This window comes from Pseudonocardia sp. DR1-2, from assembly GCF_023717215.1.
GTDB classification, from domain to species: Bacteria; Actinomycetota; Actinomycetes; order Mycobacteriales; family Pseudonocardiaceae; genus Pseudonocardia; species Pseudonocardia alni.
Genome location: NZ_JAMQOF010000004.1, coordinates 262,822 through 283,845 on the forward strand (window position 1 = coordinate 262,822; position 21,024 = coordinate 283,845).

At 74.0% G+C, this 21,024-nt stretch carries 23 protein-coding genes and 1 riboswitch; of the genes, 7 read left to right on the top strand and 16 right to left on the bottom strand.

Annotated features, from left to right (window positions below; genetic code table 11):
- Positions 1-50: 50 nt before the first annotated feature.
- Both ND486_RS13465 and ND486_RS13470 read right to left on the bottom strand, forming a co-directional pair.
- On the bottom strand, positions 51-1,097 hold the full coding sequence (locus ND486_RS13465) for an XdhC family protein (RefSeq protein WP_251784639.1): 1,047 nt from the start codon (positions 1,095-1,097) through the stop codon (positions 51-53).
- A gap of 80 nt (positions 1,098-1,177) precedes the next feature.
- A complete protein-coding gene (locus ND486_RS13470) occupies positions 1,178-2,257 on the bottom strand; it encodes a C4-dicarboxylate ABC transporter (protein ID WP_251784640.1) in 1,080 nt (359 codons plus the stop codon).
- A 279-nt stretch (positions 2,258-2,536) separates the two neighbouring features.
- On the opposite strand from ND486_RS13470, the gene ND486_RS13475 reads away from it, so the two are divergent.
- From ND486_RS13475 to ND486_RS13485, 3 genes are all read left to right on the top strand, one after another.
- Entirely contained in the window at positions 2,537-3,958 is a 1,422-nt protein-coding gene (locus tag ND486_RS13475) for a hemolysin family protein (RefSeq protein ID WP_251784641.1), read from the top strand.
- Positions 3,955-4,944 carry a CNNM domain-containing protein gene (locus ND486_RS13480; RefSeq protein WP_251784642.1) on the top strand — a complete coding sequence of 330 codons (990 nt, stop codon included), beginning with the start codon at positions 3,955-3,957 and terminating at the stop codon, positions 4,942-4,944. The genes ND486_RS13475 and ND486_RS13480 overlap by 4 nt, the downstream gene beginning before the upstream one ends.
- Positions 4,945-5,031: 87 nt before the next feature.
- Positions 5,032-5,232 (top strand): hypothetical protein, encoded by a 201-nt coding sequence (locus ND486_RS13485; RefSeq protein WP_073577983.1) that lies wholly within the window; start codon positions 5,032-5,034, stop codon positions 5,230-5,232.
- A gap of 64 nt (positions 5,233-5,296) precedes the next feature.
- Here the strand turns inward: ND486_RS13485 and ND486_RS13490 are convergent, their stop codons facing one another.
- The 3 genes from ND486_RS13490 to ND486_RS13500 form a co-directional block, all read right to left on the bottom strand.
- Entirely contained in the window at positions 5,297-6,703 is a 1,407-nt protein-coding gene (locus tag ND486_RS13490) for a glycine--tRNA ligase (protein WP_062401525.1), read from the bottom strand.
- A 191-nt stretch (positions 6,704-6,894) separates the two neighbouring features.
- Positions 6,895-7,812 carry a hypothetical protein gene (locus ND486_RS13495; protein ID WP_251784643.1) on the bottom strand — a complete coding sequence of 306 codons (918 nt, stop codon included), beginning with the start codon at positions 7,810-7,812 and terminating at the stop codon, positions 6,895-6,897.
- A 160-nt stretch (positions 7,813-7,972) separates the two neighbouring features.
- Positions 7,973-8,302 (bottom strand): antibiotic biosynthesis monooxygenase, encoded by a 330-nt coding sequence (locus tag ND486_RS13500; RefSeq protein WP_251784644.1) that lies wholly within the window; start codon positions 8,300-8,302, stop codon positions 7,973-7,975.
- Positions 8,303-8,407: 105 nt separating this feature from the next.
- On the opposite strand from ND486_RS13500, the gene ND486_RS13505 reads away from it, so the two are divergent.
- Complete coding sequence (locus ND486_RS13505; RefSeq protein ID WP_020624590.1) at positions 8,408-8,785, top strand: helix-turn-helix transcriptional regulator; 378 nt, start codon at positions 8,408-8,410, stop codon at positions 8,783-8,785.
- Complete coding sequence (locus ND486_RS13510) at positions 8,782-9,234, top strand: Fur family transcriptional regulator (protein WP_373324130.1); 453 nt, start codon at positions 8,782-8,784, stop codon at positions 9,232-9,234. Before ND486_RS13505 ends, ND486_RS13510 begins: the two co-directional genes overlap by 4 nt.
- 10 nt (positions 9,235-9,244) lie before the next feature.
- Here ND486_RS13510 and ND486_RS13515 read toward each other — a convergent pair whose 3' ends face one another.
- The gene (locus ND486_RS13515) at positions 9,245-10,633 is read right to left on the bottom strand and encodes an aminotransferase class V-fold PLP-dependent enzyme (RefSeq protein ID WP_251784645.1); all 1,389 of its coding nucleotides are present in this window, start codon (positions 10,631-10,633) and stop codon (positions 9,245-9,247) included.
- Between the two features lie 43 nt (positions 10,634-10,676).
- A riboswitch (SAM riboswitch) is annotated at positions 10,677-10,791 on the bottom strand.
- A 74-nt stretch (positions 10,792-10,865) separates the two neighbouring features.
- Here ND486_RS13515 and ND486_RS13520 point away from each other — a divergent pair.
- Entirely contained in the window at positions 10,866-11,510 is a 645-nt protein-coding gene (locus ND486_RS13520; protein ID WP_251784646.1) for a hypothetical protein, read from the top strand.
- Between the two features lie 76 nt (positions 11,511-11,586).
- The gene (locus tag ND486_RS13525) at positions 11,587-11,796 is read left to right on the top strand and encodes a DUF2795 domain-containing protein (RefSeq protein WP_208824731.1); all 210 of its coding nucleotides are present in this window, start codon (positions 11,587-11,589) and stop codon (positions 11,794-11,796) included.
- A gap of 39 nt (positions 11,797-11,835) precedes the next feature.
- On the opposite strand, the gene ND486_RS13530 is transcribed toward ND486_RS13525, so the two are convergent.
- The 10 genes from ND486_RS13530 to ND486_RS13575 form a co-directional block, all read right to left on the bottom strand.
- Positions 11,836-12,228 carry a hypothetical protein gene (locus ND486_RS13530; protein ID WP_062404463.1) on the bottom strand — a complete coding sequence of 131 codons (393 nt, stop codon included), beginning with the start codon at positions 12,226-12,228 and terminating at the stop codon, positions 11,836-11,838.
- A gap of 20 nt (positions 12,229-12,248) precedes the next feature.
- Positions 12,249-13,076, bottom strand: coding sequence for an isoprenyl transferase (locus ND486_RS13535; protein ID WP_251784647.1), 828 nt, complete (start codon positions 13,074-13,076; stop codon positions 12,249-12,251).
- Positions 13,077-13,110: 34 nt separating this feature from the next.
- A complete protein-coding gene (locus ND486_RS13540) occupies positions 13,111-13,473 on the bottom strand; it encodes a hypothetical protein (protein ID WP_062401510.1) in 363 nt (120 codons plus the stop codon).
- 222 nt (positions 13,474-13,695) lie between these two features.
- Positions 13,696-14,532, bottom strand: coding sequence for a DNA repair protein RecO (gene recO / locus ND486_RS13545; protein ID WP_251784648.1), 837 nt, complete (start codon positions 14,530-14,532; stop codon positions 13,696-13,698).
- Positions 14,533-14,552: 20 nt separating this feature from the next.
- Positions 14,553-15,455 (bottom strand): GTPase Era, encoded by a 903-nt coding sequence (gene era, locus ND486_RS13550; protein WP_224403076.1) that lies wholly within the window; start codon positions 15,453-15,455, stop codon positions 14,553-14,555.
- A complete protein-coding gene (gene lhgO / locus ND486_RS13555) occupies positions 15,452-16,684 on the bottom strand; it encodes an L-2-hydroxyglutarate oxidase (RefSeq protein ID WP_178375482.1) in 1,233 nt (410 codons plus the stop codon). Before lhgO ends, era begins: the two co-directional genes overlap by 4 nt.
- 113 nt (positions 16,685-16,797) lie before the next feature.
- Positions 16,798-18,222: a hemolysin family protein gene (locus ND486_RS13560; RefSeq protein WP_251784649.1), complete on the bottom strand. Its 1,425-nt coding sequence runs from the start codon at positions 18,220-18,222 to the stop codon at positions 16,798-16,800.
- Between the two features lie 37 nt (positions 18,223-18,259).
- Entirely contained in the window at positions 18,260-18,805 is a 546-nt protein-coding gene (gene ybeY / locus ND486_RS13565; RefSeq protein ID WP_251784650.1) for an rRNA maturation RNase YbeY, read from the bottom strand.
- 91 nt (positions 18,806-18,896) lie between these two features.
- Positions 18,897-19,961 (bottom strand): PhoH family protein, encoded by a 1,065-nt coding sequence (locus ND486_RS13570; protein ID WP_251784902.1) that lies wholly within the window; start codon positions 19,959-19,961, stop codon positions 18,897-18,899.
- Between the two features lie 132 nt (positions 19,962-20,093).
- Positions 20,094-20,990, bottom strand: a complete 897-nt coding sequence (locus tag ND486_RS13575) for an alpha/beta hydrolase (protein WP_251784651.1) — start codon at positions 20,988-20,990, stop codon at positions 20,094-20,096.
- Between the last annotated feature and the right edge of the window lie 34 nt (positions 20,991-21,024).

The following is a 21,024-nucleotide window of genomic DNA, read 5'->3' on the forward strand; positions in this document are numbered from 1 at the left end:
ACCGGGCTCCGGCGGTGCGCCGCCGAGCCCGCGCCGCGACGACGTGCCGGTCATCCGCCGATCCGACCGGCGGAGGAGGCGAGCGCCGACGCCGAGCGCCCGGCGCGCAGCGCCACGACCTGGGCGACGATCGACACCGCGGTCTCGGCCGGGGTGCGGGCACCGAGGTCGAGACCGACCGGCCCGTGGACCGCGGCCAGGGCGTCCTCGGTGACCCCGGCGGCGAGCAGCCGCTCGCGGCGCGCGGCCTGGGTGCGCCGCGACCCGAGCGCCCCGAGGAACCCGCGGCCGTGGGCGAGGCCGTCGAGCAGGGCCGCGTCGAAGGCCGGGTCGTGGTCGAGCAGCACCAGCACGTCGGCCTCGGTGAAGGCGGCGACCGCGGCGCGCGCGTCGTCGACGGTGGTGACGGTGCGGGCGCTCCAGCCGAGCAGGCCCGCCTGGGCGTGCAGGGCGGCCCCGAGCGCACCCTCCCCGACGACCAGCACCGACGGGACCGGCACCAGCAGGTCGACCAGGACCGGGATGCCGTCGACGTCGAGCCGCTCGGTGGCCGTGGCCCCGCGGCGCAGCAGGGCCCGGGCGTGCTCGGCCGCCGCGGCGGTGACCCCGCCGAGGTCACCGGTGGACTCCTCCAGGCCGGGCCCGGTGAGCACGAGGGCCGCGCCGGTGTCCACGACCGACAGCAGCGCGGCGGGCCGACCGGCCTCCAGCGCCTCCCCCAGCGCGGCGGCGGGAGCGGCGGGCAGCGGGTGGGCGAGCAGCGTCGCCCCGCCGGCGCAGGCGAGCCCGGCCGCGACCGCGGAGGACTCCCCGACGTGCGCCTCGCGCACCGTGGCCGTCCCGGACGCCGCCTCCGCGGCGAGCGGGTGCGCGGAGTCGTCGAGGGCGCCGAGATAGAGCAGGCCGCCGACCTCGCCGTCGGTGGTGCCCGCGACCAGCTGGCCGGACTCGACGGAGCCGAACCCGTGCCGGTCGAGCACCCGGACGACGCCGATCCCCGGGCCGCCGGTCACCGCCCAGCGGCGCAGGGCCGCGCCCAGGTCACGACGGGGGTCGGCCGGTGGCCGTGCCGCGGAGGAGGTCGCCGAGGTGCTCACGGTCGCCAGGGTAGCGACGGGGCCTGACGGTGAGCTGAGAACGGGCCACAGCGCGCCGCTCACGAGGACCGTGTCCGGGGTCAGGCCCGTACCGACCGTCGCGCCGGCCCGATCTCGTCGGCGACGTCGGACAGTGCCGACCGCACGGTGGCGGCCGCGACCACCACCCACACCAGGACCAGTACCGCGAACAGCACCACCGCCGCCCCGACGACCGGGGGCAGCGCCGTCCGCGCGGCGAGCGCGTTCGTGCCGGTCACCAGGGTGCCGAACGGGAAGGTCACCGCCCACCAGGAGGCGCTGAAGGGCATCCCCCGGCGCAGGGCGTGGCCGATCAGCACCGCCGACAGCACCGTCCAGCCGACCGCGAAGCCCCAGGCGGGCGCGCCGTAGAGCAGTCCCGCGCCGATCGCGACGCCGGCGAACGGCTCGGGCAGCAGCCCCTGCGCCTGTCCCGCGAGCAGGTTCGCCGCCGTCACCGACTGCCCGAACGGCCCCAGCACGATCACGACGGTCGGGGTGTCGGCCAGGGCGAGCCCGGCCGTGCCGAGCCGGGCCAGCACCCGTGGCAGCAGGGCCAGCGCCGACACCACGCCCAGCCCGAACAGGGCCACGCAGACCAGCAGCATCGTCGACGCCGCCGCCGGGCCCGGGGTGTGTCCGATCAGCAGCGCGCCGTCGGCGGCGGCGACCATCGGCCCGACCACCGGCATGATCCAGGCGGGCGCCGGGTCGGTGGCCGATCCGGGCCTGCTGATCCAGCGGAACGGCACCCACACCGCGACGACCAGCACCACCACGGTGCCCGACGACCACAACGTCCAGCTCAGTGCGGCCGCGGCCGGCTCGCCGAGCAGGCCGGGACCGAGCTCGACCGCCCCCGCGCCGACGGTGAGCATCCCCAGGCCGGGTGCACCGAGGAACGGCAGGTCCGACGGGTCGGGACGGTCACCACGCCGTCGTCGCGCCGCCCCGGCCCGCACGACCAGCACGCCCAGCGCCACCAGCAACGCCGCCGCGAGCAGCCACAGCACGGTCCCCACGACGCGCAGGCCCGGCACCGGCACCGGGAACGAGGTGGTCGCGACCGCGACGATCCCGGTCCCCATCACCGCCCCGAACCAGGGCGGACCGGCCTGTTCCAGGCGAGACGTGATCACGGACGGGGATGACCCGCTCCGGCGTTGCACCAAACACCGGTACCGCCGTTCGGGCCATCACAGGGTGACCACCGCGACGGCTGCGTTCCGGAACCGTACGATTCCGGCACGCGTTGTACGCGTCGAACACCCATCAGACCGCGAGTCAGGAGTCATGGACCCCACCTGCAGTCCGCGCGCCGACCGTCCCCGTGACGGCCGGCGACCCCGCATCGTCCTCGTCCCCGCCCACGCCGTGCACATCCCGGCCGGGCCCGAGACCCGGGCGGTGACCTCCCGGTGATCGGCACGATCCTCGGCATCCTCCTGGGCATCCTGGTGGTCCTCGCGATCACCGCCCTGACCGGCTACTTCGTGGCCCAGGAGTTCGGCTACATGGCCGTCGACCGCTCCCGGCTCAAGGCCCGTGCGGCCGAGGGCGACACCGGAGCGTCCCGAGCCCTCGACATCACCCGTCGCACCTCGTTCATGCTGTCGGGCGCCCAGCTCGGCATCACCGTCACCGGTCTGCTGGTCGGTTACGTCGCCGAGCCGCTGATCGGTAACGGCATCGGTGAGCTGCTGGGCCTGGTCGACGTCCCGCTCGGCGTCGGTGTCGCGATCGGCACCGTGATCGCGCTGCTGTTCGCCACCGTCGTCCAGATGGTGTTCGGCGAGCTGTTCCCGAAGAACCTGGCGATCGCCCGGCCGGAGCCGGTGGCCCGCTGGCTGGCGCTGTCCACCAAGACCTACCTGGCGCTGTTCGGGTGGATCATCCGGATCTTCGACGCGGCCTCGAACCTGCTGCTGCGCGCGCTGCGGATCGAGCCGGTGCACGACGTCGAGCACTCGGCCACCCCGCGCGACCTCGAGGCGATCATCGACGACTCGAAGGACTCGGGTGACCTCAACCCGGAGCTCGCGGTGCTGCTGGACCGCGCCGTCGACTTCGGCGACCGCACCGCGCGGGCCGCGATGATCCCGCGGCCGCGGGTATCGTGGGTGCGCGCCGACGCGACCGTCGAGAGCCTGGTCGGCCAGATGGCCGTCCAGCACTCGCGGTACCCGGTGCTCGGGCCGCCCGCCGAGGCGACGGACACCGAGAACGCGCTGGAGCTGGTGGGCGTGGTCTGCCTGAAGGACGTGCTGGCCCTCGCCGACCGCGACGACCGGCCGTTCGACGAGGTGCTGGTGTCGGACCTGATGCGGGCCCCGGTGCTGGTGCCCTCGTCCCTGCCGCTGCCGCAGGTGCTGGCCCAGCTGCGTGCCGACGACGAGGAGCTCGCCTGCGTGCTCGACGAGTACGGCGGCCTCGCCGGTGTCATCACCGTCGAGGACGTCGCCGAGGAGCTCGTCGGTGAGATCACCGACGAGCACGACCAGGCCGGGACGGACCAGGCCCTGCGGTCCGACGACGGCTGGGTCGTGCCGGGTGACCGGCACGTCGACGAGGTCGGCAGGCTGATCGACGCCGAGCTGCCCGAGGGCGACTACCAGACCGTCGGCGGTCTGGTGATGGCCGAGCTGCAGCGGCTGCCGGACGCCGGGGACGCCGTCGTCGTGACGATCCCTGCCGAGAGCCCGGACGACGAGGACCGCGCCCTGCGCCTGGTGGTGCAGGAGGTCGACCGGCGGGTCCCGTCGGCGGTCCGCCTGGAGTGGACCGGACCGGTGACCGCCGGTTCCGAGCAGGACAGCGACGAGCGGGAGGTGCGGGCATGAGTGCTTTCCAGATCATCGCGACCATCGTCCTGATCGGGGCGAGCGCCTTCTTCGTCGCGATCGAGTTCGCCCTGATCGCGGCTCGCAACTACCGGCTGGAGGAGGCCGCACAGTCCTCGGCCGCCGCCCGGGCCGCCCTGCGCAGCTCCAAGGACATCTCCGTGCTGCTCGCCGGGTCCCAGCTCGGCATCACGCTGTGCGTGCTGGGACTGGGCGCCATCAGCAAGCCGGCCGTGGACTACGCGCTGCGCCCGGTCCTGGAGGGCTGGGGCATCCCCGCCGGGGTCGCCGGGGTGGCGTCGTTCGTCATCTCGCTGATCGTGGTGACGTTCCTGCACCTGGTCGTCGGGGAGATGGCGCCGAAGTCCTGGGCGATCTCGCACCCGGAGCGCTCGGCGATCATGCTGGCGATCCCGATGCGCGGGTTCATGGTGGTGGCCCGGCCGGTGCTGCTCCTGCTCAACGGTGCCGCCAACCGCTGCCTGCGGCTGTGCGGGGTCCAGCCGGTGGACGAGATGGCCTCGGGCCGCAACGCCGACGACCTGCGCCAGCTGGTCGACCACTCGGCGAAGACCGGCACCCTGGACCAGGGGCGCCGTGACCAGCTGGTCACGGCGCTGGAGCTGGAGCGGACCCCGCTCGGCGAGCTCGCGCGGGAGCCCTCCGGGGTCGCCGCGGACGACGACGTCGCCGCCATCCAGGCGACCTGTCGCCGGACCGGTCACCTCCGGCTGGTCGTCCGCGACGGCGACACCCCGATCGGGTACGTGCACGTCCGCGACACCCTGACGCGGGCCCCGGGGACCCGGGCCCGGGACCTGATGCGCCCGGTGCTCACCCTGTCGGCGGACACGCAGTACCACACTGCGGTGAACACGATGCGTGAGCAGCGTGCGCACCTGGCGCTGGTGGAGTCCGACGACCGCCCGGTCGGCATCGTCACCCTCTCCGACCTGGTGGAACGGCTCCTCCCCGAGCCGGTGTAGGAGCGACCCCGGACCGGGTACCCGAGCTGCGCCCGGTCCGGGGCGGTCCTACTCTGGGTCGCCTCCCGATCACCCACGGAGGTTGTGATGACCGCTCCGACGCTGCGTCCCGCCGATCTCGACGACACGGCGCTGGCCAGGCTCAAGCAGCTCGAGGACCGCATCGGCGGCCCGCTCGTGGCCTACCGGCCCGAGTCGCCCTACGCCGCGCTGACCGCCGAGCAGCTGGAGGAGGTGCGCCGCGCCGAGTCCGAGCTGGGCGTGCAGCTGCTGGCCTACCGGCGCTGACCCACTCACGACGAACGCCCCCGCCCGGGTACCGGGCGGGGGCGTTCGTCGGTCCGGAGCCTGCTCAGCAGCCGAGCAGGCGCGTCGCCAGGTAGGTCTCGACCTGGTCCAGGGCGACCCGCTCCTGCGCCATCGAGTCGCGCTCGCGGATCGTCACCGCCTGGTCGGTGAGGGTGTCGAAGTCGACCGTGATGCAGAACGGGGTGCCGATCTCGTCCTGGCGGCGGTACCGGCGGCCGATGGCGCCGGCGTCGTCGAAGTCGACGTTCCAGTTCTTCCGGAGCTGCGCGGCCAGGTCCTTCGCCTTGGGCGAGAGGTCGGCGTTGCGCGACAGCGGCAGCACCGCGGCCTTGACCGGGGCGAGCCTGCGGTCGAGCTTCAGCACGACGCGCTTGTCGACGCCGCCCTTCGCGTTCGGCGCCTCGTCCTCGGTGTAGGCCTCGATGAGGAAGGCCATCATCGACCGGCCGACGCCGGCGGCGGGCTCGATCACGTACGGCTTGTACCGGGTGTCGGAGGCCTGGTCGTAGAACGACAGGTCGACGCCCGAGTGGTTCGAGTGCGCCGTGAGGTCGAAGTCGGTGCGGTTCGCGATGCCCTCGAGCTCGCCCCACTCCTGGCCGGTGAAGTTGAACCGGTACTCGATGTCGACGGTGCGCTTCGAGTAGTGGGAGAGCTTCTCCTTGGCGTGCTCGTAGTGCCGCAGGTTCTCCGAGGAGATGCCCAGGTCGGTGTACCAGCGGGTGCGCTCGTCGATCCAGTACTGGTGCAGCTCCTCGTCGCTGCCGGGCTCGACGAAGTACTCCATCTCCATCTGCTCGAACTCGCGCGTGCGGAAGATGAAGTTGCCCGGGGTGATCTCGTTGCGGAAGCTCTTGCCGATCTGACCGATGCCGAACGGCGGCTTCTTGCGCGAGGTCGTCTGCACGTTCAGGAAGTTCACGAAGATGCCCTGCGCGGTCTCCGGGCGCAGGTAGTGCAGCCCCTCCTCGGACTCCACCGGGCCGAGGAAGGTCTTGAGCATCATGTTGAACTCGCGGGGTGCGGTGAACCGGCCGCGGGTGCCGCAGTTCGGGCAGGGGACCTCGGAGAGGTCGTTCTGGTCGGCCTGCTCCGGGTCGCGGCCCTTGCGCTCGGCGAACTCCTCGGCGAGCTGGTCGGCGCGGTAGCGCTTGTGGCAGGACTCGCACTCGACCAGCGGGTCGGAGAAGGTGCCGACGTGGCCGGACGCGACCCAGGTCTGGCGCGGCAGGATGACCGAGGAGTCCAGGCCGACGACGTCGTCGCGACCGGTCACCATGGTCTTCCACCACTGGCGCTTGATGTTGTCCTTCAGCTCGACGCCGAGGGGCCCGTAGTCCCACGCCGACCGGGTACCGCCGTAGATCTCACCGGAGGCGAAGACGAATCCGCGCCGCTTGGTCAGGGCGACGATGGTCTCGATCTTGGCGGAGGTGGGCTTGCTGGCCACTGGCGGCACTCCAGAGAAGGTGGTTCGGAGGTCCCCCGGATACGGGGCGTCCCAGGTTACCGACCCGCCGCGCATCCCCACCCCCTGCCCCGCCCCACCCCCGTCCCCACCCCTCCGCTCACCCACCGGTCGCGCGCTCGTTGCGAGAACGCTTTCCCGATCGGATGCGCGTTCTCCGAACCCGATCGCGTTCAGGGAACCGTGGTGAGGAGGGAGTGGAGGCGGGTGGTCAGGGAGGTGATGGGGTCCAGGTCGTGCCACGTCCAGCGGACGACGTGGCGGACCCCGGGCTGGGCGCGGAGGGCGTCCTCGCGGCGCTTCTCCCGTTCGACCGCGTCGCCGAGGCGTTCCCCCGGACGCAGCGAACGACCGTACTTCTCCATGCCGTCGAACTCGCCGACGACGCCCGCGTGCTCCCACCAGAAGTCGACCCGCCCGACATGGCGGCCCCGGGCGTCGCGGACGACGCGCTGGAGCTCGGGTGCCGGCAGCCCCGCCCGGCGCATCCGGACCCTGCTGCGCGACTCCCCCGGGCCGTCGGCGCGACCGTCGGCGACGGCCAGGACCGCCCGCGCCCGGGCGACACCGCGTCGCCCGGCCGCGGTCCCGACCGCGGCCGCGAGCTCGTCGACCGTGACGTGCCCCCGGAACAGGGCTGCGTCGGCCACGAGGACGGCGGACTCGAACGAGCAGCTCCGGGCGACGTCGACCACGGTCCGGGCGACCGCGGTCACCGGCGTCGTCCCGACCGTGACGACGTCTCCCGCGGGGAGCGGTGCGGCGTGCAGGCGGACGTGGCGGCCGGCCCGGCCACCGGCGGGCAGGTCCCGGGTGACGTGCATCCGCCGTAGCGCGATCCCCCACGACGGCAGGCCGTGCATCACCACCGCGGTGGCGTGGCTCAGCACCGCGCCCGGAGCGAGCAGCGGGAGGGTCGCCTCGACGAGCCGCCGGTGCCGGGCGTCGGCGTCGGGCCGGGACGGGTCGTCGGGCTCGACGTAGACGCCGGGCCGGACCCGGGTCAGCCGACCCGCCCGGATCGCCGCGCGGACGCCCTCGTCGGTGTGGCCCTCCGCGAGCAGGTCGCGACGGCGGTGCAGTGACCCCATGGGACGACCCTGCCCCGTCGACCGCCCCCACGACCCCACGACCACCGCCGCTGTAGACAACCCACCCCGTCCGAGGACGAACCCGCGGACGCGCGTGGGTTCGTGGAACGCGTGTCCGATCGGGGACGCGTTCTCCGGACCCGGACGCGTTCTCGGGTGTCTAGCTCAACAGGCTGGGGTGGTGGACGGGGGCGGCGCCGGCGCTCACCGTGATCAGGGACTCGTAGGTCGCCTCCGTGGTCGTGTCGGCCTCGGCCAGCAGCGGGTGCACGTGCTCACGGACCTCGAACGGCCCCAGGGCGCGCCGATAGGCGTCGACGGAGTCGAAGCGGACGGTCAGGACCCACTGCCCGGCGTCCTCGATCGCCCGGCCCGCCTCACCCCCGCGGCAGCCCGGCCGGGCGGCCAGGAGCTCCAGCGCGCGGGCCGCGCGCGCGGTGAACGCGGCCTCCTCGGAGGGGGACACGCGGAAGCGGCAGACCAGCAGCACGACGCGACGATAACGAACACGCCTACCATGTCGGGTGCGGCCGGCACGGCACAGCAGCGCCGGGGGGTGTGGCCGCCGCCTCCGGGGAACGGACGGGTCCACCACATGTCTGCCGCAGCCCAGACCACGCACGCACCGGGAGCCGGCCCGGGTGCGGACGACGACCACCACCCCGCGCCCGAGCCCGGCCCGACCCGCGACCCGCGCACCCTGGCCGCCGCGGGCGACCTGCTGCGGGCACTCGCCGCACCGGTCCGGATCGCCATCGTCCTGCAGCTGCTGGAACACTCCCGGTGCGTGCACGACCTGGTGGACGCGCTCGGGGTCACCCAGCCCCTGATCAGCCAGCACCTGCGGGTCCTCAAGGCCGCCGGGGTGGTCGAGGGCGAGCGGAAGGGCCGTGAGGTGCTGTACTCGCTGGTGGACGACCACCTGGCGCACATCGTGGTGGACGCCGTCGCCCACGTCGAGGAGGACACGTGACGGAGACGACCGACCGGACGACCGCGGCGACGATCACGCAGCGGTCCACCGCCGGGCCGCGCGGCATCCGCGCCACCCGGCAGCGGGCCGCCGTCACCGCGCTGCTCGACCGCCTGGAGGACTTCCGGTCCGCCCAGGAGATCCACGAGGAGCTGCGGCGCGCCGGTGAGGGCATCGGTCTGACCACGGTCTACCGGACGCTGCAGACCCTCGCCGACGGCGGCGAGGTCGACGTGCTGCGGGTCGCGTCCGGTGAGGCGGTCTACCGGCGCTGCGAGACCGAACACCACCACCATCATCTGGTGTGCCGCCGGTGCGGCGCCGCCGTCGAGATCGAGGGCCCCGCGGTGGAGTCCTGGACCGAGTCGGTCGCGCAGAAGCACGGCTTCACCGAGGTGTCGCACACCCTGGAGATCTTCGGCCTCTGCGGCCGCTGCTCGGCGGGTTGACGCCCGGGGCTCAGTCCCCGCAGCCGGGGACGGCGGGCAGCTCCCGGTCCCGGGCGAACGGGTCGGCCGGGCGCGGGTCCGGGGTGGGTGCCCACCGGCCGTCGACGAGGGCGTAGGTCCAGGCCGGACCGCGCCGCGCCAGGTCGGTCAGCGCGTCGACCAGCCGGTCGACGTCGGAGGAGCCGGTGCGCAGGCCCAGCGAGGCGCGCACCGCGTCGCGACCGCCGGTGAGCCGCTCCAGCAGCGGGTGCGCGCAGAACCGCCCGTCGCGGACGCCGATGCCGTACTCGGCGGACAGCGCCGCCGCGACGAGGCCGGCGGGCAGCTCGCCCAGGGTGAACGAGACGGTCGCGGTGCGGTCGGCGTCGGGCCCGTCGTCGAAGCAGGACAGGATCCGCAGGCCGGGAACGGTCGCCAGGCCCGCGCGCAGCCGGGCGGCGAGCTCGCGCTCGTGGGCGGGCACGGCGTCGTCGATCAGGTCCTCGAGGGTGCGGCAGGCCGCGCCCAGGGCGGCGGCGCCGAGCACGTTCGGGGTGCCGCCCTCGTGGCGCTGCGGCGCGGGCAGCCACTCGGTCACGGTGCCGCCCGGGCCGTCGACGGCGTCGTCGGCCGTGACGCCGACCGACCGGACCGCTCCCCCGCCCGCGACGTGCGGCTCGGCGGCGTCGAGCCAGTCCCGGCGGCCGACGAGGACCCCGGCGCCGTAGGGCGCGTAGAGCTTGTGCCCGGACAGCGCGACGTAGTCCGCGCCCCACCCGGCCAGGTCGACGCGCCGGTGCGGGGCGAGCTGCGCGGCGTCGACGCACAGCCGGGCACCCGCGGCGTGCGCGATCCGGGCGATCTCGGCGACCGGGAGGAGCTCGCCGGTCACGTTGGACGCACCGGTGACCGCGACCAGCGCGGCGTCGGGACGGGCGGCGAGCTCGGCCCGCAGTGCGTCGAGGGTCGCGGCGATGTCGTGGCCGGCCCGCACGACCCGGTGCTCGGCGCCGCCGGTACCGCCCCGCCAGGCCAGCAGCGTCGCGTGGTGCTCCAGGTCCAGGGTCACCACCGGGCCGGGCACGGCGCGGGCGAGCAGGCCGAGCGCGTCGGTGGTGTTGCGGGTGAACACCACGACGTCGTCGGCGCGGGCCCGGACGAACCGGGCGACGTCGGCGCGGGCGTTCTCCACCAGGGCGGTGCAGACCTTCGAGGTCCAGCCGGCGCCGCGGTGCACGCTGCCGTGGTAGGGCAGCACCTGCGCGACATGCGCGGCGACGCTCTCCAGCGCCGGCGCCGACGCGGCGGAGTCGAGGTCGCAGTAGCGGGCCCACCTGCCGTCGACGAGCGGGACGGTGAGGTCCGCGCCGACGACACGGGGCAGCGCGTGCTGGACGGGACGCGACAGGGCGAGGGTCATGATCGGGCCTCCGGCCGATCTCGGGGACCCGGCGTGGCGCACGGATCCGCGCTTGCCGACTGCGGGTGTCGCGTCGGCCCGGTCATCACCCGGGGCACCCCACCGCGGAGGAGGGTTGCCGTCCAGCGAGCCGGGGCTTCGCGCTGGCACTCGTGACCTTCGCCGCCGAAGCTAGCAGACCGTCTCAGAAGGAGACACCGTGACCGTCGCCACCCCGGATAGCGTCTGAACGATGACCGACACGCAACCCGCCCCGGGCACGGTACGGCGGATCGACGTCCCGGAGTCCGGCGAGCTTGCCCAGCTGGCGGCGGTGTTCGACGACCTGCAGTACGTGCTGCAGTGCTGCGAGCACCTGGTGACGGCGCTCGGCGGTCCGGAGTCCGGTCCGGTCCGGGTGGCCGCCGACCCGGCCCTGGTCGAGGCACTGTGGACCGGTGCGGTGATCGGCTACGTGCGCTGCTTCTCCGGCCGCACGAAGACCCTCACGAAGGACGACCTGTCCACCCTGGAGCTCGAGGGTGACGTCACCGGGTTCCACGACATGATGTCGACGCTGCGCGACCACTACGCATCGCGGCACGTCAACCCGCGTGAGTCCTACGAGATCGGCGTCGCCCAGTCCAACGACGGCGCCCCGCGCGGTGTCGCGGTCGTCTCCACCCCGCGCCCCCAGGTCGACGAGACCACGGTGCGGCTGCTCGGCCGGGTCGCCTACCGCCTGTCCGGGCTGGTGGACGCGCGGATGACCAAGGCCCAGAACGACGTGCTGGGCGTGGCGCACGCGATGACCGCGGGCCAGCTGGCGGCGCTGCCGATCGTGCACCTCAGCGACTCCGGGGACACCGCCGGGGAGACCACGGACACCGACGGCTGACGGGTGCGGCCGTCCGTGCATGGACGGCCGCACACCGGCTACCCGGTCACCGAACGTCCACGACGAGAGGTGACCCATGACAGCCCGTACGACGACCGCCGACGCCGTCCGCAGCGCCCTGCACGGTCTCGAGTTCCCCGCTTCCAAGGACGACCTGGCGTGGACCGCCGAGCGCAACGGCGCCGACGCCGCGACGGTCGAGGCCCTGCGTTCGGCGCCGGCCGAGGACTACACCTCGGTCGACGCCGTCGTCGCGGCCGTCGACACCGGCGCCGACCAGGAGTGACCGGGCCGCGGCCGGGGGCACGCCCCCGGCCGGGCGGTCTCAGCTCTCGACCAGCTCCGCGCGCATGCTCGACGCCGAGGACACGACCAGCATCAGCAGGGTGCCCATCGGCCCCTCGCCCAGCCCGGCCGCGGGGAAGGCGTAGCGCAGGGTCACGTCCCAGCCGCGCTCGCCGCGCACCACCCGGGGCGTGCCGAACAGGCCCTCCCCCACCCCGAGGCCGACCCGGCGCGGCACGTCGTGCTCCGGGTCGGCGGACTCCGGCAGGTCCCACGCGACGACGCAGGTCAGGTTGAGGACGGGCAGACCCTCCTCCAGCTCGGTGCCCTGCACCACGCACAGCACGCCGCCGTGGGCGAAGGTCAGCGCGCCGTCGTCGTCGGTGGTGACGTCGTGGAACCGCTCCAGCGCCCCCTTGGCGGTGGTGAGCATCCCGGAGATCACATCGGTGGTCACGGTGTCACTCCATCGTTCGGGACGGCGGCGGCCGTGTCGATGCTCGCGTCCGCTCCGCGACGCTCGGAAGCTCCCCCGAAACGCCGGTCCCGGCGCGCGTAGATCTCGATCGCCTGCCAGATGTGCCGGCGGTCGAAGTCCGGGAACAGCGTGTCCAGGAAGACCATCTCGGCGTAGGCGCTCTGCCAGAGCAGGAAGTTCGACGTCCGCTGCTCCCCCGAGGAGCGCACGAACAGGTCGACGTCGGGCATGTCCGGCTCGTCGAGGTACCGGGCCAGCATCCGCTCGTCGATCTTGTCGGGGTTGATGCGGCCCTCCGCGGCGAGGCGAGCGAGCTGCCGCACGGAGTCGACGATCTCGGCGCGGCCGCCGTAGTTGACGCACATGGTCAGGTTCAGCACGTCGTTGCCGCGGGTGCGCTCCTCGGCGATCTCCAGCTCCTTGATCACCGAGCGCCACAGCCGCGGGCGCCGGCCCGCCCAGCGGACCCGGACACCCATCGCGTCCATCTCGTCGACGCGGCGGCGGATCACGTCGCGGTTGAAGCCCATCAGGAACCGGACCTCGTCGGGGCTGCGCCGCCAGTTCTCGGTGGAGAACGCGTACGCCGACAGCCAGCGCACGCCCAGGTCGATGCAACCGCGGGCGACGTCCATCAGCGAGGCCTCGCCCCGCTTGTGGCCCTCCGTGCGGGGCAGGCCGCGGGCGTTGGCCCAGCGGCCGTTGCCGTCCATCACCAGGGCGACGTGGCGTGGCACCAGCTCCGGCGGGATCGCCGGGGGCCGGGCACCGGACGGGTGCGGTGCGGGAGGCTGGAACGGCACGTCGCCGACCTTACGTCGGGGACGGCGGACGGGTTCAGTCGCGGTGGTCGGGCTGCGGCCAGGCCGGCACGGCCGGGTCCTCCAGCCGCTCGATGGTCTCGCGCAGCCGGCGCATCCCGCGGTGCCCGCGGATCCGGTCGGCCTCCGACATCGGCTCGGACTCGTCGGGCCGGATCACCGGCAGCATCGGGATGGCCGGCCACGCGCCGTCCTCGGTGCGGGCCCGGACCTGACGCATCGCGCGGGTGGGCCCGTCCTGCGGGGACTCCGGCATCGCCTCGGTGCGGACCGGGAACTGCTGGGTCGGCGGCACCGGGATGCGCTGCGTGGCGGCCGGGAGACGGTGGGTGCGACCGGTGTGGTCGTCGTCCGGCGGCGGGGTGTGGGGTCGGTTCACGACTGCCTCTCCGACGGGGCTGGGGTCCCCTCGATCACAGGAGCGTAACGAGACGGCGGAACCGGTTGCCCGTCGAAAGCGATGATCACCCGGTGGAGTCGGCGGAAGTCCCGTACGACGCGACCGGCGGCACCGAGAGGGCCGGCACGCCCGTACGTCAACCGCTCGACGGAGCGGACGGCCCGCTCACGGCACCCCACACCGGACACAAGTCCGACCGGACTAGCCGGGGAGCGCGTCCGGGGGTGTCGCGGTTCCGCCGTCCGGCGGTTCCGGGGCGGGCCCCGGCACCCCGGGTGCGACGGCGGCGGCGGGCCGGACCCGGGCGCGGCGGTCGACCAGGGGCAGCGAGCGCAGCTGCCGCTCCAGGTGCCACTGCAGGTGCGCCGCGACCAGGCCGCTGGCCTCACGCCGGGTCGGGGTGCCCGAGGCGTCCGCGGTGTCCCAGTCGCCGTGCAGCAGCGCGGACAGCAGGGCCACCGTCTCGGTCGCCGGGGTCACCGAGCCCGGGGGGCGGCAGCGCGGGCACACCATGCCGCCCCCGGCGACGGTGAACGACCGGTGCGGGCCGGGGGTGGCGCAGCGCGCGCACTCCGACAGCGACGGCGCCCACCCCGCGTGGCTCATCGCCCGCAGCAGGAACGCGTCGAGCACCAGGGCCGGTTCACGGGCGCCGTCGGCCAGCGCCCGGGTGGCGCCGAGCAGCAGCAGGTACACCCGCAGGCTCGGCTCACCCTCCTCGGACACCAGCCGGTCCGCGGTCTCCAGGATCGCGCAGCCGCAGGAGTACGCCGACCAGTCCGCGACGATCGCCGGGGCGAACGCGTCGACGGTCTGGGCCTGGGTGACCACGTCCAGCGTGCGCCCGGTGTAGCACTGGACGTCGACGTGGTTGAACGGCTCCAGCCGTGCGCCCCACCGCGACCGGGTGCGGCGCACGCCCTTGGCGACCACCCGGATCTTGCCGTGCCGGCGGGTCAGCATCGTGATGATCCGGTCCGCCTCGCCCAGCTTCTGCACCCGGAGCACGATCCCGGTGTCGCGGTAGAGCTGGGCCACGCACCCAGTCTAGGTCCTGCTCAGAACCCCAGCTTGCGCAGCTGCTTCGGGTCCCGCTGCCAGTCCTCGGCGATCTTCACGTGCAGGTCGAGGTGCACCCGGGTGCCCAGCAGCTTCTCGATCTGGCGACGGGCGTCGCTGCCGACCTGCTTGAGCCGGGCACCGCCCTTGCCGATCACGATGCCCTTCTGGCTGGACCGCTCGACGTAGATGATCGCGTAGATCTCCAGGAGGTCCTTCTTCTCGATCGTCTCCTCGACGACGACGGCGATCGAGTGCGGCAGCTCGTCGCGCACGCCCTCCAGCGCCGCCTCCCGCACGAGCTCGGCGACGAGCACGTCGGTCGGCTCGTCGGTGAGGTCGCCGTCCGGGTAGAGCTGCGGGCCCTCCGGCAGCAGTCCGACCAGCAGGTCCGAGAGCAGCGACACCTGGAAGCCCGACCGCGCCGAGGTCGGCACGACCTCGGTGAACTCCATCAGGGCCGACACCTCGGTGAGCCGCTCGGCGACCTGCTCGGGGCGGGCGGTGTCGGTCTTGGTGACGACGGCGACCACCGGGGTGTGCGCGGCGATCCGCCGCAGCTCCTCGGCGATGAACCGGTCGCCCTTGCCGACCTTCTCGTTCGCGGGCACGCAGAACCCGACGACGTCGACCTCGGACCAGGTCTCGCGCACCAGGTCGTTGAGCCGCGACCCGAGCAGGGTCCGCGGGCGGTGCAGCCCCGGGGTGTCGACCAGGACGATCTGGGCGTCCGGGCGGTGCACGATCCCGCGGATCGCGTGCCGGGTGGTCTGCGGGCGCGAGGAGGTGATCGCGATCTTCTCCCCGACCAGCGCGTTGGTCAGCGTCGACTTGCCGGCGTTGGGCCTGCCGACGAAGCAGGCGAACCCGGACCGGAAGCCCTCGGGCTGTGCGCCGGTCACGCCGCACCCAGCCGGTCGAGGATCTCGCGGCCGATCGGCAGGGCCGCCGTCGCCGCCGGGGACGGTGCGTTCAGCACGTGCAGGATCGAGCCGGGGCGGCCCGCGCCGTCCGGACCGGCCTGGTCGAGGAACAGGAAGTCGTCGACCAGGGTGCCGTCGGCCTTCACCGCCTGGGCCCGCACCCCGGCGCCGGCCGGGTGCAGGTCGGCGGCGGTGACGTCGGGCAGCATCCGCTGGATCTGGCGGACCATCGCCCGCGTCGACAGCGAGCGGCGGACCTCGCCGATGCCGTAGCGCCAGTGCGTGCGCGCCACCTTGACCATGCCGGGGTAGGTCAGCGTGCCCAGCAGTTCCTTCGGCCTGACCGTGCGCCAGTCGTAGCCCTCGCGGGCCATCGCGAGCACGGCGTTCGGGCCGGCGTGGACGGTGCCGTCGATGCCGCGGGTGGCGTGCACCCCGAGGAACGGGAACGCCGGGTCGGGCACCGGGTAGATCAGGCCGCGGACCAGCGAGGCGGCCCGCTCGGAGAAGCCGGAGTACTCGCCGCGGAACGGCACGATCCGCACCCCGGGATCGGCGCCGGCCAGGCGGGCGAGCTCGTCGCAGCGCAGGCCGCCGCAGACGACCGCGCGGGTGCCGAGCAGGTCACCGCGGGTGGTGCGCACGACGACGTCGGACGGGCGGCGGGCGAACCCGGTGACGGTGCGGCCCAGGTGGACCTCGCCTCCGTTCTTCTCCACCAGCTCGCCCAGCTTCTCCGCGACCAGCCGGTAGTCGGTGATGCCGGTCGAGGGCACCCACAGCGCGGCGAGACCGCGGACGTCGGGCTCGTAGGTGCGGATGCCGTGCTCGTCGAGGCGGTGGTTCTCCACGCCGTTGGCGTCGCCGCGGCGGGCCAGCTCGTCGAGCCGGGGCAGCTCCTCGGGCTCGGTCGCGACGACGAGCTTGCCGCACACCTGGTGCGGCAGGTCGTGCTCACGGCAGAACGCGATGGTCTCGGCACACCCGGCGACGGCCAGGCGGGCCTTGTAGCCGCCCGGCGCGTAGTACAGCCCGGAGTGCACGACGTTGGAGTTGTTGCCGGTCTGGTGGTTCGCCAGGCGCTGCTCACGCTCGACGACGGCGACGCTGAGCCCGTTGCGGGTGGCGGCGTACGCGGTGGCCAGGCCGACGATCCCACCGCCGACGACGACCAGGTCGTAGCGCGGTGTCGCGGGCAGCCCGGTCACCGGGCACGCTCCGCGGGGATGGTCGTGCGGGCAGCCATCAGGTCCTCCTCGCGTCCCACCCGTGGCGGGACGGTCACGTCCGTCGGTCGCTCCCCGTGGCGGGGGCGGCCAGGTCAGTGCCGGTCGGCGCCGGCGTGCTCGGTGGGGTCGCCCGCGACGTGGTCGGGCACGTCGGACTCCCGGGTGTCCCCGCGCGGCTCGTCGTGGTCGGTGTCCTCGGTCTCGGCCGGGTCCAGCGGGCTGACCAGCACCGAGGTGATGCGGACACGGCCCCGGGCGTCCTTGCCGCCCTCGCCCTGCAGCCGCAGCAGGCCGTCCAGCTCCGCGGTGGCGCCGGGCAGCGGCACCTTGCCCAGCCGCTGGGCGAGCAGCCCGCCGACGGTGTCGACGTCGGCGTTCTCCAGCGCCTCGTGCAGCTCGTCCTCGCGCGGGGTGCCGCGGAACCGGCCGGCGAACAGCTCCTCGAGGTCCTCGGCGGGCAGCCGGGCGGAGACCCGGAAGGCGCCGTCGGAGGCCTCGGCGACGTCGGGCACCTCCTCGGTGTCGTACTCGTCGGTGATCTCGCCGACGATCTCCTCCAGGATGTCCTCGATCGTCACCACGCCCGCGGTGCCGCCGTACTCGTCGACGACCACGGCCATGTGGTTGCGGGTGCGCTGCATCTCGCGCATGAGGTCGTCGCTGCGCTTGGAGTCCGGCACGAAGGCCGCGGGGCGCAGGATGTCGAGCAGCGGGACCTCGCGCTCCCCGCGCCGGGCCTCCTCGCGGGCCCGGACCAGGTCCTTGAGGTAGGCGATGCCGATGACGTCGTCCACGCCCTCGCCGAGCACCGGGATGCGTGAGTAGCCGCTCTTGAGCGCCAGGCGCAGCACCTTCTCCACCGGGGTGTCGCGCTCGGTCCAGATCAGGTCGGGCCGCGGCACCATGATGTCGCGGACCGGGGTCTCCCCCAGCTCGAACACCGAGTGGATCATCTTGCGCTCGCCCTCGTCGACCACGCCGCGGTTGCTGGCCATGTCGACGAGCTCGCGCAGCTCCACCTCGGTGGAGAACGGGCCGTCGCGGAAACCGGGGCCCGGGGTGATCGCGTTGCCCAGCAGGATCAGCAGCTTCGCCAGCGGGGACAGCACGACGCCGATCGCGCGGATCGGGCCCGCGAGCAGCAGCCCGATCCGGTACGGGTGCTGGCGGCCCAGCGTCCGCGGGCCGACCCCGACCAGGACGTAGCTGGCGAGCACCATGAGAACGCCGGTGAGCAGCAGCCCGATCCAGGTGGCGGAGAACAGCGGCGCGAGCGCGACGGCCAGCAGGATGATCGCGACCGTCTCGCAGGTGACCCGCAGCAGCATCAGCAGGTTGACGTGCCGCGGCCGGTCCGCGACGACGGCGGCGAGCGCCCTCGCGCCGGCGCGGCCGGCGCGCACCACGGCGTCCACCCGGGCCCGCGAGATCGACATGAGGGCCGAGTCCGCGGCGGCGAACACCCCGGCCAGCAGCACGAGCAGGACCGTCGCGACGATCAGCCAGACGGTGGTCACTTCTGCTCCTCGGAGAACGTGGTCGTGGGTCTTCCGGTCACCGGCCGGACTCGTCCTCGAAGCCGGCGGCACCGAGCAGGCGGTCGTCGCTGCGCTTCTGGGCGTCCCGGGCGCGCTCGGCGGCCCGGTCGGACCGCCAGCGGACCAGCAGCCGGTTCTGCAGCGCGAACATCTCGCGCTCGTCCTCGGGCTCGAGGTGGTCGTACCCCAGCAGGTGCAGGATGCCGTGCACGGTCAGCAGGTGCAGCTCGTCGGCCAGGGTGTGCCCGGCCTTGCGCGCCTGGTCCCGGGCGAAGGCCGGGCAGAGCACGACGTCGCCGAGCAGGGCGGGGCCCAGGTCCGGCGCGTCGGGGCGCCGGGTGTCCTCGGAGAGGGAGTCCATGGGGAACGCCATGACGTCGGTGGGGCCCGGCTCGTCCATCCAGCGGACGTGCAGCTCCTCCATCGCGTCCAGCCCGACGGCGGTGATCGCCAGCTCGGCGGACGGGCTCACCTTCATCGCGTCCAGCGCGTACCGGGCGACCGACACGATCTGCGCCTCGTCGACCGTGATCCCGGACTCGTTGACGACCTCGATGCTCACGCCGCCGCTGCCCTGCCCCTGCTCGCCGATACGGATGTAGGGGGCAGCCTAGACGGCCGTACCGACGGTCCCGGTGCCACCCGCCCCCCGGTCACCGCCGCCGGTCGGGACGCCGCGCGGGGCCGTTGCGGGGTGCGCCGTTGCCGACGGCGGCCGCGCGGTGCTCGGACGCGTCGAACCGGGCGTAGGCGTCGACGATGTCGGACACCAGGCGGTGCCGGACCACGTCGGCGCTCTCGAGCCGGGAGAAGTGCACGTCGTCGACGCCGTCGAGGATGTCCTGCACGACGGCCAGGCCGGACCGGGCGTTGCCCGGGAGGTCGACCTGGGTGATGTCGCCGGTCACCACGATCCGCGAGCCGAAGCCGAGCCGGGTGAGGAACATCTTCATCTGCTCGGGCGTGGTGTTCTGCGCCTCGTCGAGGATGATGAACGCGTCGTTGAGGGTGCGGCCGCGCATGTAGGCCAGCGGCGCGACCTCGATCGTCCCGGCGGCCATCAGCTTCGGGATGGACTCGGGGTCGATCATGTCGTGCAGCGCGTCGTAGAGCGGGCGCAGGTACGGGTCGATCTTCTCGAACAGCGTGCCGGGCAGGTAGCCCAGCCGCTCCCCCGCCTCGACCGCGGGCCGGGTCAGGATGATCCGGTTGACCTGCTTGGCCTGCAGCGCCTGCACGGCCTTGGCCATCGCCAGGTAGGTCTTGCCGGTACCGGCCGGGCCGATGCCGAAGACGATGGTGAACGCGTCGATGGCGTCGACGTAGCGCTTCTGGTTGAGCGTCTTGGGCCGGATGGTCTTCCCGCGCCGGGACAGGATGTCCAGGCTCAGCACCTCGGCCGGGGACTCGCCCAGGCGCTCGTCGGCGGTGTTCTCCGCCGAGAGCATCTGCACGGTGCGGCGCACGGTGTCCGCGCCGACCAGCTGGCCGCGCTCGGCCAGGGTGATCAGCTCGGTGAAGACCCGCTCGGCGAACGCGACGTCGCCCGGGTCCCCGGACAGGGTCAGCTCGTTGCCACGGACGTGGACGTCGGCGGTCAGCTCCTCCTCGGCGGCGCGCAGGCTCTCGTCACGCGAGCCGAGCAGGGACAGGAGGGCGGTGTCCGGCACGGCCATCCTCGACCGGACGGTCCCGCCCGGTGCCGCGGTGGACCGCAGGTCGGTCCGGGGGGTGGAGCCGGGTTCGGTGCCGGTCAAGAGTGTGTTCGCCTGCCTCGTACGTCGGGTCGCCGGACTGCGCCGATCGTACCGGTCGGACCGCCGACGGCACCCGCGGATTCTCCCCGCGGATCAGGCGGGGGTGCTCAGCCGTTCCACGGCCTGCAGCGCGGCGGCCCAGCCGGGGTGGGCGACGTCGATGAGCTGCAGGTGGTTCGCGCCCTCGACCCGCACGAGCTCCGACCGGTCACCGGCGGCCGTCGCGGCGGCGACGAAGTCCTCGCTCTGGGAGAGCGGGACCACCTCGTCGGCGGTGCCGTGCACGCACACCGACGGCACCCCGAGCGGTACGGCCTCCAGCGGGCTGGTCGCCCGGAAGCGGGCCGGGTCGGCGCCCGGGGTCGCCGCGACGAGGTCGGCGACGGCGCCGTCGCCGAGCAGCGTCCCGCCGGCCAGATCGAGCACCCCGGCCAGCGAGACCACCCCGGCCGGGCGGACCACGGGCGTCGCGCCCAGGTCGCCGGGGGCGAGTGTCGCGCGCATCGCCAGCCAGCCCGCGAGGTGCCCGCCCGCCGAGTGCCCGAGCACGACGAGCCGGCGCAGGTCGAGCCGGGTGGAGCGCAGGGTGGCGAGGTGGTCGGCGGCCATCGCGACGTCGTCGAAGGTGGAGGGCCAGCCGCCGCCGGCGCCCACCTTCCGGTACTCGATGTTCCAGACCGCGAAGTCCGCCGCAACCAGCGCGTCGACGACCGGGCGCATGATCGTGAGGTCGGTGCCGGCCCGCCAGAAACCGCCGTGCACGACGATCACGGTGCCGCGGGGCAGGTCCCGGCTCGCCGGGAAGGTCAGCTCGCCGAACTGGTCGGGCTGGCCGCCGTAGGCCATCCGCTCGGTCCGCGGGGCGGTCTCGTCGCGCGGGGGCCGCCGCTGGGCCGCGGGGGCGTCGTTGCCGCAGGCGCCGAGCAGCGGGGTGGCGGCGAGGCCGGCCAGCAGCGCGCGGCGTCCGATCCGGGGAGCGTGGTCACTCACGCGGCGGATGATGACACCCGCGCCCGGTCCCCGA